Source organism: Sphingomonas sp., from assembly GCF_965200135.1.
Lineage (GTDB): Bacteria > Pseudomonadota > Alphaproteobacteria > Sphingomonadales > Sphingomonadaceae > Sphingomonas.
The window spans coordinates 254216-268874 of sequence record NZ_CBDATK010000006.1 but is presented as its reverse complement, the minus strand read 5'-3'; the positions used below and the strand labels follow the sequence as shown (position 1 = coordinate 268874).

Genomic DNA, 14659 nt, shown 5'->3' with positions numbered 1-14659 from the left:
ATGCCCCACTACACGCCCCCCGTCCGCGACACCCGCTTCGTGCTGGAGCACGTCGTCGGCCTCGATCGCTATGCCGATCAGACCGGCTTCGACACCGCAACACCCGATGTGGTCGAGGCGGTGCTGGAGGAGGGCGGGCGCTTCGTCGCGGAGGTGCTGTTCCCGCTCAACCTGTCGGGCGATCAGCAGGGCTGCACCCGGCACCCCGACGGGTCGGTGACGACGCCGGACGGGTTCAAGGAGGCATACCGGCAGTTCGTCGAGAGCGGTTGGGCGACGCTGGGCAACCATCCGGATTATGGCGGGCAGGGGATGCCGCACGTCGTGTCGACCGCGTTCCAGGAGTACATGATCTCGGCCAACATGGCGTTCGCGATGTATCCGGGGCTGACCCACGGGGCGATCGCGGCGCTGACCGCCAAGGGGTCGCCGGAGCAGAAGGCGACCTATCTGCCCAAGCTGGTGTCGGGCGAGTGGGGCGGGACGATGAACCTGACGGAGCCGCAGTGCGGCACCGACCTGGGGCTGATCCGCACCCGCGCCGAGCCGCAGGCGGACGGCAGCTACGCGATCACGGGGACGAAGATCTTCATCTCGTCGGGCGAGCACGACCTGACGGAGAACATCATCCATCTGGTGCTCGCCAAGACGCCGGGCGCGCCGGATTCTTCGAAGGGGATTTCGCTGTTCGTGGTGCCGAAGGTGCTGGTCGAGGCGGACGGGTCGCTGGGCGCACGCAATGCGGTGAGTTGCGGGTCGATCGAGCACAAGATGGGCATCCACGCCAATTCGACGTGCGTGATGAACTATGACGGGGCGACCGGGTGGCTGGTGGGCGAGGAGATGAAGGGGCTGGCCGCGATGTTCATCATGATGAACGCGGCGCGACTTGGCGTGGGATTACAAGGGCTTGGCGTTGCCGAGACCGCGTATCAGAACGGCGTCGCCTATGCTCGCGATCGGCGGCAGGGGCGGGCACTGACGGGGGCGAAGGAGCCTGCGGAGAAGGCGGACCCGCTGTTCGTCCACCCCGACATCCGCCGCATGCTGATGGAGGCCAAGGCGCTGACGGAGGGACTGCGCGCGCTGTGCCTGTGGGGGGCGTTGCAGGTCGACCTGGAGCATCGCGGCGACGCGGAGGCGGCGGACCTGATCGGGTTATTGACGCCTGTTATCAAGGGCTTCGGCACCGACATGGGCTACAAGATCGCGACCGACATGCAGCAGGTCTATGGCGGCCATGGCTATATCGCCGAGTGGGGCATGGAGCAGTATGTCCGCGATGCGCGGATCGCGATGATCTATGAGGGGACCAACGGGGTCCAGGCGATGGACCTGGTGGGGCGGAAGCTGGCGCAGAACGGGGGGCGGGCGATCCAACGCTTCATGACGTTGGTGACGCGGAAGTTGGCGGAGGTGTCGCCCGACGACGGCGTCAAGGCGTATGGCGAGCAGTTGAAGGCCGCGTTGGGCGATCTGCAGGCGTCGACCATGTGGTTCCTGGCGAACGGGATGACGAACCCGGACCATGTCGGCGCGGGGGCGGTGCCGTATATGCACCTGACCGGGCTGGTCGCGGTAGGTCTGATGTGGCTGGAGATGGCGAATGCGGCGGCGCGGTTGAAGGCGGGGGGCGACGCCGATCCGTTCCTCGACGCGAAGCTGGTGACGGCGCGCTTCTATGGCGAGCGGTTGCTGCCGCTGACGGGGGCGCTGCGCCGACAGATCGAGGGCGGGGCGGACGCGGTCATGGCGTTGCCGCCGGAGATGTTCGCGGCGGCGTAGGCGTGGCGGACGGCATCGGCGCCTCGCTGCGGCGGCGGACGCCGGCCAGCGGCGACGCGCCGGGCGTCGGCGTCGAGACGGCGGCGGGCGCGGCGGGCGGAAGCCGGAGCACCTGGCGCTTCATACACTGGTTGCGGACCGGGCGCGGGTGGGTGGTGCAGTTCCACAGGGTCCGTTCCAGCCCGGCCTCCCGGTTGCGGAGGTAGCTGAACGCCATCGCCTCACTCTGCGCAGGCGACGGGTCGCCACCGCGCGGCATCATCGCGTGGTTGGTCCAGCCCATGAAGACGCAGCGCGGCCGCGCGCCGCAGACGGTCAGCGCGAATTGCGGCCAGCTGTCGGGTGAGGTGCCGGGGTTGAGATCGAGGATGAAGGTGTCCGGATCGCTCGGCGGCGCGGCGGGGCCGGTCGCCTCGGCGATTGCCGTCGGCAGCAGCGCCGGATCGGTGACCGCGGCGGTGTCGGCGACGGCGTGGGCCGGCGACAAGGCGCTCAGCGCGGCGATTACCGGTTCGCCACCGGACTGGCCGCGCTCGAACGCACGCGGCGTGCCCCACCAGCCGCTCCAGCGGAAGAACAGATGCGTTCCGACCTTGGCGATCTTGTCGAGGCTCGACTGCCAATAGGGCACGACCCAGTCGGTGTGGTAATGCGTCGCGTAGCCGACCGGGGCGTAGACCGACCCGGAGATCGCCGACGACGCGACCTGGCGGGCGCGGGTCCATGCGGCTTCGGAAGGGCGCCAGCGGTTCATCGCGTTGTCGCAGGTGAAGCTGAACTGGCAGCCCGTCGAGCGCTCCGACCCCTGGAAGACGACGCCGCAGACCGATTTCGGAAAGGCGGGGTGGCGGGCGCGGTTGAGCACGACCTGCGCGACGGCACGCTCGCCGACCGCATCGTCGCCCGCCTCGTAGAGCACGCCGGCGGCGAGGCAGTCGACGGCGCGGGCGCGGTCCTGCGTGCCGCCGGCGAAGCGGAACGGGCGGGCAGCGGGGTTGGGCAGCGTCGAGAAAGGCACGCCGGCATTGAAGGTGCGCGCGTCGTCGGGGGGGAGCGCGACATAGGCCATCGGCTCGACCGGCGGGATCTCCGCGGGCGGAACGACGCGGCGAGGGGGCAGCGCGACCGCGCGGTGGCGGGGCGTGGGGTTGACGGTCGGGCCGTAGCGCAGGAGGAGGGCGGGGACGGCGACCGCGAGCAGCGCGACCAGCACGAGGATCGCGGTTAGCCACCTCCGGCCATCGTGACGCAAGCCAGGAGCCCCCGCCGCCGATTCGTGCCGATCGACGGGCGGGAGATGGGTCCCCGCTTTCGCGGGGATGACGGTGGTATTGGCGGCCGGGTCGATCACTCAGGAAGCGCCGCTCACGCCTCGGGCAGGAAGTCGGGGACGGACAGATAACGCTCGCCGGTGTCGTAGTTGAAACCGAGCACCCGGACGTCGTCGGGGAGATCGGGCAGCTTTTGCAGGATCGCCGCCAGCGTCGCGCCCGACGAGATGCCGACCAGCAGACCTTCCTCTCGCGCCGACCGCCGCGCCATGTCCTTGGCGACGTTGGCGTCGACGTCGATGACGCCGTCGAGCAGGTCGGCGTGGAGGTTGGCGGGGACGAAGCCGGCGCCGATGCCCTGGATCGGATGCGGCCCCGGCTGGCCGCCGGCGATGACCGGCGAGAGCGAGGGTTCGACCGCAAAGACCTTCAGGTTGGGCCAAACCTTCTTGAGCGCCTGCGCGACGCCGGTGATGTGGCCGCCGGTGCCGACTCCGGTGACGATGACGTCGATCGGGGTGTCGCGGAAGTCGGCGAGGATCTCCTGCGCGGTGGTGCGGACATGGACATCGATGTTCGCCGCGTTTTCGAACTGTTGCGGCATCCACGCGCCGGGTTGCTCTGCGACGATCTGCGTGGCGCGCTCGATCGCGCCTTTCATCCCCTTTTCGCGCGGCGTCAGATCGAAGGTGGCGCCGTAGGCGAGCATCAGGCGGCGCCGTTCCAGCGACATCGATTCGGGCATGACCAGGATCAGCTTGTAGCCCTTGACCGCCGCGACCATCGCCAGCCCGACGCCGGTGTTTCCGCTGGTCGGCTCGACGATGGTGCCGCCGGGCTGGAGGCTGCCATCCGCCTCCGCCGCCTCGACCATCGCGAGCGCGATGCGGTCCTTGATGGAACCGCCGGGGTTCGCGCGCTCCGACTTGATCCACACCTCCGAGCCGGGAAACAGCCGCTGGAGGCGGATGTGCGGCGTGTTGCCGATCGTGTCGAGAACGGTGGTGGCCTTCATGGCGTCGCTACTCCGTGGTGCGGCTCGGGGGCAGGCATGTCGGGTGGGTCGAAGGTCTTGGCAAGCCTGAGTTCGGGGAAGAGCCGCGACCAGCCCAGCGTGATCGCGATCGCCGCGACGCCGCCCAGCGCCACCGCGCCGACCGGCCCGAGCAGGGAGGCCATCAGCCCGGTCTCCGCCTCACCCAGCTCGTTGGAAGCGGAGATGGTGAGCTGCGACACGGCGCTGACGCGGCCGCGCATCGCGTCGGGGGTGTGGAGCTGGATCAGCGAGGAGCGGACATAGACCGACACCATGTCGGCGGCGCCCGCGACGATCAACGCGACCAGGCTGATGATGAAGTCCACCGGGAGGACGCCGATGCCGAACGCGCCGAACCCGACACGGGTGATGCCGAGCAGTTCGGTGAGGCGGGTCGCCGTCCCGAACACGATGATCGCGACGGCGAAGATCGCGACCGCCACCAGCATCTTGACCCCGACATTGGAGGCCATCGGCCGGATCGAGAACCAGACCGACGCCGCCGCCGCACCGATCCCCATTCCCGCCGCGAGCACGCCCAGCCCGCTCGCCCCGACATGAAGGATGTCGCGCGCATAGATCGGCAGCAGGGCGGTGGCGCCCGCGAGCAGCACCACGAACAGGTCGAGCGTGATCGTGGCGAGCACCAGCCGGTTGTTGCGGACGTAGCGGAAGCCGTCGGCGATCCGCTGAAGCGGGTGGCGATCCTTTTGCGCGGGTGGTTGTGGCACCGGGCCGATCAGGAACATCGTGCCCAACGCCACGACGAGCAGCGCGGAGATCGCAAGGTAGGCGACATCGGGGTGGATGGCATAGAGCAGTCCGCCGACGCTCGGCCCGGCGATGGTGCCGACCTGCCACGCGATCGACGACACCGCGATCGCGGTCGGCAGGCTTTCGCGCGGGACCAGATTGGGCGCGAGCGCCGAATAGGCGGGACCGGCGAAGGCGCGGGCGATGCCGATGAACACGGCGGCGGTGAAGAGGAAGGGGAGCGACAGTTGCCCGCTCCAGGTCAGCCAGCCGAGCATCGCGGCGTTGAGCGTCAGCAGCGCCGTCGTCCCGCGCACGATCCAGCGCCGGTCGAAGCTGTCGGCGATCAGCCCGACGACGGGTGTGAGCAGGAATAGGGGCAGGAACTGCGCCAGTCCGATCATGCCGAGCATGAACGCCGCCTCGCGCACGTCCATGGTCTGACGCGCGATCCCATAGACCTGCCAGCCGAGGATGATCCCCTGCGCGCTGACCGCGATCGTGCCAGCGAGGCGGGAGAGCCAATAGGCGCGGAAGTTGGGGATGGTGAGGGGATGCGCGGCCATTGCGGCCGGCTGTAGGCCGGGGGTGAGGGGTGGGGCAAGGAAGCTGGGCCTTTTGATCCTCCCCGGCACGGGGAGGGGGACTGCTCGCCCTCTTGGGCGAGTGGTGGAGGGGGGCGCCAATTGCGTTCCGCTCGTGGCGCCCCCCTCCGTCACGCGCTACGCGCGCGCCACCTCCCCGTACCGGGCAGGATTTGCCCGCGCCGTTGCCCATCGCGCCACACCGCGCCTATAGCGGCGCTTTCCTCCCCGGAAACGAGGTCTGCCGCCTTGGCCAAAGCCGCCACCCGCCCTGCCGCCGCTCCCCCTGTCCCGAATCGCGAACGACCCGACGAGCCGCAGCCCTATGCGGCGTCGAAGGACGAACTGCTCGCCTTCTACAAACAGATGCTGCTGATCCGTCGGTTCGAGGAAAAGGCGGGGCAGCTGTACGGCCTGGGGCTGATCGGCGGGTTCTGCCATCTGTATATCGGTCAGGAAGCGGTCGCGGTCGGCTTGCAGTCGGCGTTGAGCGACAAGGATTCGGTCATCACTGGCTATCGCGACCACGGCCACATGCTGTTGTGCGGCATCGCGGCCAAGGACGTGATGGCGGAGCTGACCGGGCGTGCGTCGGGCATCTCGAAGGGCAAGGGCGGCTCGATGCACATGTTCAGCGTCGAGCATAAATTCTACGGCGGGCACGGCATCGTCGGCGCGCAGGTGTCGCTCGGCGCCGGGTTGGGCTTCGCGCACAAGTATCGCGGCGACGGTGGCGTGTGCCTGGCCTATTTCGGCGACGGCGCGTCGAACCAGGGACAGGTCTACGAAAGCTTCAACATGGCCGAGCTGTGGAAGCTGCCGGTCATCTTCGTGATCGAGAACAACCAATATGCGATGGGGACCAGCGTCAATCGCGCCTCGTCGGAGGACCAGCTGTACCGGCGGGGCGAGAGCTTTCGCATCCCCGGCATCCAGGTCGACGGCATGGACGTGCTCGCCTGTCGCGGCGCCGGCGAGCGGGCGCTGGAGTGGGTGCGCGCGGGCAAGGGGCCGATCATCCTGGAGATGAAGACCTATCGCTATCGCGGCCACTCGATGAGCGACCCCGCCAAATACCGCAGCCGCGAGGAAGTGCAGGCGGTGCGCGAGAAATCCGACCCGATCGAGCATGTGAAGAAGCTGCTGGGCGAGCAGGGCGTCAAGGAGGACGAGCTGAAGAAGGTCGAGCAGGACATCCGCCGCGAGGTGAACGAGGCGGCGGACTTCGCCGAGTCGACGCCCGAGCCGGAGCCGCGCGAGCTGTATACCGACGTGCTGGTGGAGCGTTACTGATGCCCGTCGAGATCAAGATGCCCGCGCTGTCGCCGACGATGGAAGAAGGCACGCTGGCCAAGTGGCTGGTCAAGGAAGGCGATGTCGTGAAGTCCGGCGACATCCTCGCCGAGATCGAGACCGACAAGGCGACGATGGAGTTCGAGGCGGTCGACGAAGGGACGGTGGGCAAGATCCTCGTGGCCGAGGGCACCGACAACGTGAAGGTCGGCACCGTCATCATGGCGATGGCGGGCGAGGAGGACGAGGGGGCGCCGGCGGCGACGAAGGACGACACCCCCGAACCCGACGCACAGGCGGACGAGAAGAAGGCCGACGCGGTCGAGGACTCGGCGCATCCGGCGCAGGAGCGGGTCGAGACGGGCGCACGGCAGATGTTCGAGGCGGCGAAGCACGACGCCGAGGTGAGCGACCCGGCGGTCCCGGCGGGCACCGAGATGGTCAAGCTGACCGTCCGCGAGGCGCTGCGCGATGCGATGACGGAGGAGATGCGCGCCGACGACCGCGTCTTCGTGATGGGCGAGGAAGTCGCGCAGTATCAGGGCGCGTACAAGGTGACGCAGGGGCTGCTCGACGAGTTCGGCGAACGACGCGTCATCGACACGCCGATCACCGAGTACGGCTTCGCCGGTGTCGGCGCGGGCGCGGCGATGGGGGGGCTGAAGCCGATCGTCGAGTTCATGACGTTCAACTTCGCGATGCAGGCGATCGACCACATCGTTAACTCTGCCGCGAAGACCAATTACATGTCGGGCGGACAGATGCGCTGTCCGATCGTGTTTCGCGGCCCCAATGGCGCCGCGTCGCGGGTGGGCGCGCAGCATTCGCAAAACTATGCGCCGTGGTATGCGAGCGTGCCGGGGCTGATCGTGATCGCGCCCTATGACGCGGCGGATGCCAAGGGGCTGCTCAAGGCGGCGATCCGGACCGAAGACCCGGTCGTGTTCCTGGAAAACGAGCTGCTTTATGGCCGTTCGTTCGACGTGCCCAAGCTGGACGACTGGGTGCTGCCGATCGGCAAGGCGCGGATCATGCGCCAGGGCGGCGACGTGACGATCGTCAGCTATTCGATCGGCGTGGGGCTGAGCCTGGAGGCGGCCGAAGAACTGGCGAAAGAGGGCATCGACGCGGAGGTGATCGACCTTCGCACGCTGCGGCCGCTGGACCGGAAGACGGTGCTGAAGAGCCTGGCGAAGACCAACCGGCTGGTGGTGGTCGAGGAAGGCTGGCCGACCTGTTCGATCGCGAGCGAGATCGCGGCGTTCGTGATGGAGGAGGGGTTCGACGACCTCGACGCCCCCGTGCTGCGCGTGACCGACGAGGACGTGCCGCTGCCCTATGCCGCGAACCTGGAGAAGCAGGCGCTGATCAGCGCGGCCAAGGTGATCGAGACGGTGAAGAAGGTCTGCTACCGGACCTGACCGAGCCGGTCAGGTCGTGTGCTTGTCGCAGGTCAGACTGTCGGCGTGCGCGTCGTTGGTGACCGCACTGCTGAGAAGGCGGTTGTCGCGGACGATCATCGACGCCGTCGATCGCAACTGGGTCGTGCCGACGAAATAGTGCGAGACGAGCGGCGTGTACGTGTAGTTGATTTCCACGAACATAACGGCGGACGAGGGCGGCGCCGTCACCTTGGCGCCGGTTTCACCCATGCCCTGAAAACTGGTGCCGGTAGCGCCGTCGCCCGTGACACCGTAGCTGGAGTCGTTGCCGGTGCCGCTGGCGAGGCCGGCACAGCGCTGCCAGTGAATCCATTGACCGCCGTCGCTGTTCACCTCCAGGCTGGAAAGCGTGATGCGGCCGCCGGTCGTGATATCCATCGCGCCGCCCTGCAACCGCGCGCCCTGAATGACGTCGTTGACGTCGGCCTCGCGCAGTTCCTGCGTCGACAGGCCGGAGTCGACGCCGACACGCGAGGCGTTGTCGGCGAGGACCAGTGCGACCTGGCTGAGCTTCAACTGGGTGAGCGCGTAATTCGACATCTCGATGCCGAACAACCCGAGCGGCAGCACCAGCGGGAGCGACAGCGCGAACTCCAGCATCGCGGTGCCGCCGGTATCGCGCGCGAGCCGCTTCAATCGGGTCATGAGCATCGGGTCACCGGGGCAAAGCCGTTCTGGGTGGAATAGGGCTGGTTCTTCAGGACGGTGCGCGACGAGATCACCTGGTCGCCGGTCCAGCCGAGCCAGCCGGCGAGCGGGAACAGGCGCGGGTAGGTGATCGTCATCGTGTAGATGACCGCGTCGTTGGCCCCGCCCAGTCCGGTCCTTCCGGGATTTTCGTCCCAGCTGCCATTGTCGTTCACGTCCGAATAGCATTCGCCGACGTCGTAGACGCCGTTGCTGTTGGAGTCGGTAAACGGCTCCGGCTTGATCGAGCCGTAATCGGAGAAGGACTGCCGGCTGCTAGCCCAGGTGGCGTTGCTGACGACCGCGTGGACCGACTTGACGACGTCATCGTCGAGCGTCGATGCGCGGCTGGCACCGGTCTCCAGCGATGCGTCGCGACCCGCGCGCTGCATGGCACCGGTCAGGATCGACTGCACGTAGAGCCTGAAACCAAGGTCCATCACCCCAAAGATCATCAGCAGCATGACGGGGGCCACGAAGGCAAACTCGACCAGCGTCACGCCGCGCCGGTCGCGCCGCAGCCGACGGAGCAGCCGCCGGGTCATTGCGAGACCCGGAGCTTGGCGATGTTGGACGCGATCGTCGCGAACGCGGTGTTGAGCTCGTCGGCGTTGTTGGCCTGATACGCATGGCCACCCGGCGTCGCGCAATTGCTGAGCAGCGGCGTCAGCGTGGTGCCGAACGCGATCACCCACACCGTCATGTTCTTGCGCTGCGCCGCCTGGCAGAGCGCGGTCAGCCGGTTCTCGACGATCGTGTTCTGCTCGGTCGCGCCCATCGGCAGCCGCGAGGGGTCGGTGCGGCGGCGATCGAGCGCGGCGAGGCCATAGGCGTCATAGTCGGCGAAGTTGGTCTCCGTCTGGCCGTCGGTCATGAAGATGACGTGGCGCGCGATGGCGCTGCCGTTGGGCGCGGTCTGGTTCTCCGACGCGTAAAGACCGTCGGGCGACAGGAAGCGCAGACCCCAGACGAAGCCAACGTCGTGGTACGTGCGGCCAGCCACTCGAAGCGAGTTGAGGTAGGTGGTCAGCGCCGCCTTGGTAATCGTGTTCAGCTTCTTCGCCTGGGTCGGACAAGCGGCGTAGTCGTTAGTAAAGCTGCTGAGATTGATGTAGTTACCATTATATCGAACAGCGGCGAGCCGGTCGGACGGCCACCCCGTCGTGTTGGTGGTGGAGGGATTGGTGTAGCTGGTGTACTTGCGCGCATAGACGAGATCGCGAAGCCAAGGACGCCACTGCGTCGCCGGATTACCCACCTCGGGCAGGCTGTCGATATCAAGGTCGTAGGCGGTCGAGGGGATCGTCGAGTAATCACTCTGACGGACCGTGTCGCGTTCCTCGATGCAGGCGTTGTTGCTGTTCCAGGGCACGTCGCGCGCAGACCAAGCTGAGCCGTTTCCACCAGCGAGTTGCGGGTAGCGTACGGTTCCGCCTGCCATCAAGCCGCTGGTTGCTGACCCTTTGAACCCCGAGACGTCATACGACACGGGCTGATAGTTCCACCAGTACACGTTCGACGTGGTAGTCGTGGTTTGCCCGGCATTCGGGTTAGGCCGCCGAGTGTTTACCGTCTGCGTCTTGTAGTTGGTGTATCGCGTTTCTGTGATGGTACATACGCCCGTGCCCGGCAACGCGGAGAAGGTGCTCCCATTTTCAGTTTTAGTGACTGTCTGGCTCTCCGAACCGTCGCCATTCGAGGTCCAAGTAGTCGAGCTGGACGAGGACGTGTACGTGTTTGCAGGCGCCTGACAGTCTTCCGGGTTTCCGTACGTCGTGTAATTGGTCTTGGACCCCGAAATTACTGTGCTACTGCTGGTCGTATTGTATGTACCCTGCGTGGTGGTGCTGGTGTTTGTGGTGACGTCGGCTGGCGTGCGCGACTGATAGGTCCAGCTGTCGACCATCCATTCGCGTTTCAGCAACAGGCCGACGTTGACCGTGGAGGAATAGGGCATGAAGCCGTATCGTATCCGCGAGGTGCCGGCCTTCGCCGCCTCCAGCGCGTCGAAGAAGTTGAGCACGGACGTCCGGAGCGCACTGATCTTGCTGACCGAGTCACCCGGATTGGTGTCGCCCATCGAACCGGTGGTATCGAGGACGAACATGACGTCGAGGTTCGGCACCTCCAGCTTCGCCTGGCAGGTGACGGTCAGCGTCGCGTCCGTCGCGCCCATCATTCGGGTCAGCGTCATCGGCACGACGGCGCTGGCGGTGCCCTGTACCTGATTGTCGGCGGTCTTGCTGAACGTGCGGGTTCCGGACGTGGTGCCGAACACGCCGACACGGAAGTTGTTGTCGAAAAAGGTGTTCGCGCGCGTATTGGCGGTGGTGTCGTAGGTGGTGCCCGACATGAACTTGCGGCCCGCCAGCGCGCCCGAGTCGCATGCCTGTTGCAGCCGGACCTTGACGAAATACATGCGTGAGGTGTCGATCGCGGAGCCGACCAGCGCCGAGATCGGGATCAGCGAGATCGCCATCATTGCGATGGTGTTGCCGCGCTTGTCGTGCGCGAGCCGGCCGAGGAAGGTACGAGGGTTCATGATTGCCACACCGCTCCCCCATCCGGACCGGACGGGTTTCAACGTCCGGCCATGGTCCTGCCGTAGCTAAGCCGGGGTGCATGGAGATGGTTAACGACGACGCAAGGAATGCTGAGCGGGCGCTGGCGCTGGGCTATGCCCCGGCGGCCGGGCGCGACGCGGTGACGTCATTGTTCGCGCTGGACGCGCGGCTGCGGGCGATCGCCATGGCGGCACGCGATCCGATGATCGGGCTGATGCGGCTGACCTGGTGGGAGGAAGCGCTGGCTCGCCTCGAGGAGGCGCCGACACCGGCGGAGCCGCTGTTGCAGACGCTGGCGGCGGCGGTGCTGCCGCTGGGCGTCGGCGGCGCGGCCATGGCGTCGCTGGTCGACGGCTGGGCGCGGGTGCTGGAGGGTGAGCCGGACCTCGCGGCCTATGCGGCGGAGCGTGGCGGGCGGCTGTTCGCGCTGGCGGCGGGGGTGGCGGGCGATCGCGACATGCGGGTCGAGGCGGTGGGCGAGGGGTGGGCGCTGGTCGACCTGGCGGCAGGGTGGCCGGCGCTATCGGTTCCCGCGACAGCACTGGCGCGAGCGCGGCTGGCGGGCGGGTACGGGCGGCGATGGCCGCGCTCGCTGCGGGTGCTCGGCGCGCTGGGACTGCTGGCTCGATCCGATCTGGACGCGAAAAGCCGGCCGGGAAGCCCGCGCCGGGTCGCGCGGCTACTCGCGTATCGGCTGACGGGGCGCTAGCCTGCGGCCGGCTTTCAGGGGGAACGACGATGTGGCGGTATCTGGCGGGCGCGGGGGCGGCATTGGCGCTGGCGGGTGCGGGGGTGATGATCTTTAGCGGCCATGCCTCGCAACAGCACCTGCTGCCCGCCGCGCCCGCGCAGCCGGTCGAGAGGGGCGGCGGCGAGGTGCAGGAGCTGCCCGATACGGTGCCCGCCGCGACGGCGCGGACGCGCGAGGAGCGGCGGTTCGGGCGTTACGACAAGGATCGCGACGGGCGGATCACGCGCGACGAGTATCTGGCGGCGCGGCGCAAGGCGTTCGCCAAGCTGGACCGCGACGGTGACGGGCGGCTGTCGTTCGACGAGTGGGCGGTCAAGGCGACCGGCAAGTTCGCCGCCGCCGATCGCGACCGGTCCGGCGCGATGAACGCGGCCGAGTTCTCGACGACTCGGACGGTGAGGCAGACGCGGATGAGGCGGCCGGTGAACTGTCCGCCGGCGACCCGGCAGGCACCGGCTGAGCAGGACGACGGCTGAGCCTCGTCAGCCTGGCGCCGGTGACGAGGCGTGCATCCACTCGCCGAGCGCGATCCGCGCACGGTCGGTGTACATCTTCTTGCGGTCAGCCTTTTTGGTGCGACCCTCGATCGGCGGGAAGAGGCCGAAATTGACGTTCATCGGCTGATAGGTCTCCGCCACCGCCGCGCCGGTGATGTGGCCGAGCAGCGCGCCGAGCGCGGTTGCCGGCGGCGGCGGGGCCAGCGTGCCGCCGGCCAGCTCGGCGGCGGCGAAGCGACCCGCCAGCAGCCCGATCGCGGCGCTCTCGATATAGCCCTCGCAGCCGGTGATCTGACCGGCGAAGCGGATGTTCGGGCGCGACGTCAACCGCAGCTCGGCGTCGAGCAGCTCGGGCGAGCGGATGAAGGTGTTGCGGTGGAGCCCGCCCAGCCGCGCGAACTCCGCATTCTCCAGACCGGGGATGGTGCGGAACAGGCGGACCTGCTCGGCATGTTTGAGCTTGGTCTGGAAACCCACGATGTTCCACAGCGTGCCCAGCGCATTGTCCTGCCGCAGCTGGACGACGGCATGCGGCCAGCGGCCGGTGCGGGGGTTGTCGAGCCCGACGGGCTTCATCGGGCCGTAGCGCAACGTGTCGACGCCGCGCTCTGCCGCGACCTCGATCGGCATGCACGCCTCGAAATAGGGGACGTTTTCCCACTCGCGATACTCGGTCTTGTCGCCCGCGAGCAGTCCGGCGTGGAAGGCGGCGTATTGCTCGCGGTCGAGCGGGCAGTTGATGTAGTCGGCGCCGCCCTTGTCCCAGCGCGCGGCCATCCATGCGACGTCCATGTCGATCGAGTCGCCGTGGACGACCGGGGCGATCGCATCGAAGAAGGCGAGCGCGTCCTTGCCGGTCGCCGCCGCGATGGCATCGGCCAACAGCGGCGCGGTGAGCGGGCCGGTGGCGACGATGGCGGGGCCGTCGGGGAGCGTGTCGATCCGTTCGCGGACGAGGTCGACCTTGGGATGCGCGTCGAGCGCGGCGGTGACGGCGGCGGCGAAGCCTTCGCGATCGACGGCAAGCGCGGAGCCGGCGGGGACGCGGTGGCGGTCGCCCTCGCGCATGATGAGCGAGCCGAGCGCGCGCATTTCCTGATGGATCAGCCCGACCGCGTTGCTGTCCGCGTCGTCGGAGCGGAAGCTGTTGGAACAGACCAGCTCGGCGAGGCTGTCGGTGTGGTGCGCCGGGGTCGAGACGCCGGACCCGCGCATCTCCGACAGGCGGACGCGATAGCCTGCCTCGGCAAGCTGCCACGCGGCCTCGGACCCTGCGAGGCCGCCGCCGACGATGTGGATGTCGTGATCGAAGTTCATCAAAGGTAACACCAAAACAGGTCGGCGCGGCTGGGTGGATCGCGACGGGAAACGGGTAGTGCGGGTTCGATACCGGGCGACGGACGTATAGGACAGCGTTCAGTCGCCCGATCGGGTTCCCGGCGCGGGTTGACGGGGTGGTCGGGCGGTTCGGGCGGCGATGGTGATGGAGTGGTGCGGATGAGGATCTTCACGATCGGCTATGAAGGCGCGACGGTCGCCGAGGTGATCGCGGCGCTGACCGCGGCGGGGGTGGACCGCGTGATCGACGTGCGGGCGCTGCCGCTGTCGCGGCGGCCGGGGTTTTCGAAGACGTCGCTGGCGGCGGGGCTGGCGGAGGCGGGGATCGGCTATGTCCACCTCAAGGCGCTGGGCACGCCCAAGCCGGGGCGCGACGCGGCGAAGAAGGGGGATGTCGCGACGCTGCGCTCGGTCTATGCCGGGCAGCTGGAGCTGCCCGAGGCGCAGGCGCAGGCGGCGGTGATGCTGGATCTGGCGCGCGCGGTGCCGAGCGCGCTGTTGTGCTTCGAGCGCGACCCTTGTCACTGTCACCGGACGCTGTTGCTGGCGGCGGTAGGGGCGGGGTGCGAGGTGGTGGATCTGGTGGCTTGATGCTTCCGACGGGGAGGTGGGTCGCGGATGGTGGAGGGAGTCGCCGATAGGGGCTCGCCTGCGGGTC

13 protein-coding genes are annotated in these 14659 nt (G+C 68.1%); 6 read left to right on the top strand and 7 right to left on the bottom strand.

Translation table 11 applies throughout. The features are described from left to right. Entirely contained in the window at nt 1-1785 is a 1785-nt protein-coding gene (locus ACOFKS_RS05880; protein ID WP_419808311.1) for an acyl-CoA dehydrogenase C-terminal domain-containing protein, read from the top strand. On the opposite strand, the gene ACOFKS_RS05875 is transcribed toward ACOFKS_RS05880, so the two are convergent. The 3 genes from ACOFKS_RS05875 to ACOFKS_RS05865 are packed head-to-tail and all read right to left on the bottom strand — an operon-like array spanning nt 1748 to nt 5411. Next, nucleotides 1748-3136: a cell wall hydrolase gene (locus ACOFKS_RS05875; protein ID WP_419808310.1), complete on the bottom strand. Its 1389-nt coding sequence runs from the start codon at nt 3134-3136 to the stop codon at nt 1748-1750. The two genes, ACOFKS_RS05880 and ACOFKS_RS05875, sit on opposite strands and share 38 nt — an antisense overlap. Before the next feature lie 14 nt (nt 3137-3150). Continuing rightward, nucleotides 3151-4071, bottom strand: coding sequence for a cysteine synthase A (gene cysK / locus ACOFKS_RS05870; RefSeq protein WP_419808309.1), 921 nt, complete (start codon nt 4069-4071; stop codon nt 3151-3153). After that, entirely contained in the window at nt 4068-5411 is a 1344-nt protein-coding gene (locus ACOFKS_RS05865; RefSeq protein ID WP_419808308.1) for an MFS transporter, read from the bottom strand. Before ACOFKS_RS05865 ends, cysK begins: the two co-directional genes overlap by 4 nt. 267 nt (nt 5412-5678) lie before the next feature. On the opposite strand from ACOFKS_RS05865, the gene pdhA reads away from it, so the two are divergent. Together pdhA and ACOFKS_RS05855 are read left to right on the top strand one after the other, a co-directional pair. Beyond that, nucleotides 5679-6722: a pyruvate dehydrogenase (acetyl-transferring) E1 component subunit alpha gene (pdhA, locus tag ACOFKS_RS05860; protein ID WP_419808307.1), complete on the top strand. Its 1044-nt coding sequence runs from the start codon at nt 5679-5681 to the stop codon at nt 6720-6722. Then, on the top strand, nt 6722-8143 hold the full coding sequence (locus ACOFKS_RS05855; protein WP_419808306.1) for a pyruvate dehydrogenase complex E1 component subunit beta: 1422 nt from the start codon (nt 6722-6724) through the stop codon (nt 8141-8143). The genes pdhA and ACOFKS_RS05855 overlap by 1 nt, the downstream gene beginning before the upstream one ends. Before the next feature lie 9 nt (nt 8144-8152). On the opposite strand, the gene ACOFKS_RS05850 is transcribed toward ACOFKS_RS05855, so the two are convergent. The 3 genes from ACOFKS_RS05850 to ACOFKS_RS05840 are packed head-to-tail and all read right to left on the bottom strand — an operon-like array spanning nt 8153 to nt 11393. Next, entirely contained in the window at nt 8153-8809 is a 657-nt protein-coding gene (locus ACOFKS_RS05850; RefSeq protein ID WP_419808305.1) for a TadE/TadG family type IV pilus assembly protein, read from the bottom strand. Next, entirely contained in the window at nt 8806-9351 is a 546-nt protein-coding gene (locus ACOFKS_RS05845) for a TadE/TadG family type IV pilus assembly protein (RefSeq protein WP_419808304.1), read from the bottom strand. The genes ACOFKS_RS05850 and ACOFKS_RS05845 overlap by 4 nt, the downstream gene beginning before the upstream one ends. 41 nt (nt 9352-9392) lie before the next feature. After that, the gene (locus tag ACOFKS_RS05840; protein ID WP_419808303.1) at nt 9393-11393 is read right to left on the bottom strand and encodes a TadE/TadG family type IV pilus assembly protein; all 2001 of its coding nucleotides are present in this window, start codon (nt 11391-11393) and stop codon (nt 9393-9395) included. An 86-nt stretch (nt 11394-11479) separates the two neighbouring features. On the opposite strand from ACOFKS_RS05840, the gene ACOFKS_RS05835 reads away from it, so the two are divergent. Next, entirely contained in the window at nt 11480-12124 is a 645-nt protein-coding gene (locus ACOFKS_RS05835) for a squalene/phytoene synthase family protein (protein WP_419808302.1), read from the top strand. A 29-nt stretch (nt 12125-12153) separates the two neighbouring features. Further along, nucleotides 12154-12642: an EF-hand domain-containing protein gene (locus tag ACOFKS_RS05830; protein WP_419808301.1), complete on the top strand. Its 489-nt coding sequence runs from the start codon at nt 12154-12156 to the stop codon at nt 12640-12642. A 6-nt stretch (nt 12643-12648) separates the two neighbouring features. Here ACOFKS_RS05830 and trmFO read toward each other — a convergent pair whose 3' ends face one another. After that, the gene (trmFO, locus tag ACOFKS_RS05825; protein WP_419808300.1) at nt 12649-13980 is read right to left on the bottom strand and encodes a methylenetetrahydrofolate--tRNA-(uracil(54)-C(5))-methyltransferase (FADH(2)-oxidizing) TrmFO; all 1332 of its coding nucleotides are present in this window, start codon (nt 13978-13980) and stop codon (nt 12649-12651) included. Nucleotides 13981-14160: 180 nt separating this feature from the next. Here trmFO and ACOFKS_RS05820 point away from each other — a divergent pair, with 180 nt between their 5' ends. Continuing rightward, complete coding sequence (locus ACOFKS_RS05820; protein ID WP_419808299.1) at nt 14161-14592, top strand: DUF488 family protein; 432 nt, start codon at nt 14161-14163, stop codon at nt 14590-14592. The last annotated feature ends 67 nt before the right edge of the window (nt 14593-14659 follow it).

Bases quoted from the DNA above. Each gene is read 5' to 3' on its own strand.
- ACOFKS_RS05880 (WP_419808311.1), top strand. From the start codon at position 1: ATGCCCCACTACACGCCCCCCGTCCGCGACACCCGCTTCGTGCTGGAG.
- cysK (WP_419808309.1), bottom strand. From the start codon at position 4,071: ATGAAGGCCACCACCGTTCTCGACACGATCGGCAACACGCCGCACATC.
- ACOFKS_RS05865 (WP_419808308.1), bottom strand. From the start codon at position 5,411: ATGGCCGCGCATCCCCTCACCATCCCCAACTTCCGCGCCTATTGGCTC.
- ACOFKS_RS05855 (WP_419808306.1), top strand. From the start codon at position 6,722: ATGCCCGTCGAGATCAAGATGCCCGCGCTGTCGCCGACGATGGAAGAA.
- ACOFKS_RS05850 (WP_419808305.1), bottom strand. From the start codon at position 8,809: ATGACCCGATTGAAGCGGCTCGCGCGCGATACCGGCGGCACCGCGATG.
- ACOFKS_RS05840 (WP_419808303.1), bottom strand. From the start codon at position 11,393: ATGAACCCTCGTACCTTCCTCGGCCGGCTCGCGCACGACAAGCGCGGC.
- ACOFKS_RS05835 (WP_419808302.1), top strand. From the start codon at position 11,480: ATGGTTAACGACGACGCAAGGAATGCTGAGCGGGCGCTGGCGCTGGGC.
- ACOFKS_RS05830 (WP_419808301.1), top strand. From the start codon at position 12,154: ATGTGGCGGTATCTGGCGGGCGCGGGGGCGGCATTGGCGCTGGCGGGT.
- trmFO (WP_419808300.1), bottom strand. From the start codon at position 13,980: ATGAACTTCGATCACGACATCCACATCGTCGGCGGCGGCCTCGCAGGG.
- ACOFKS_RS05820 (WP_419808299.1), top strand. From the start codon at position 14,161: ATGAGGATCTTCACGATCGGCTATGAAGGCGCGACGGTCGCCGAGGTG.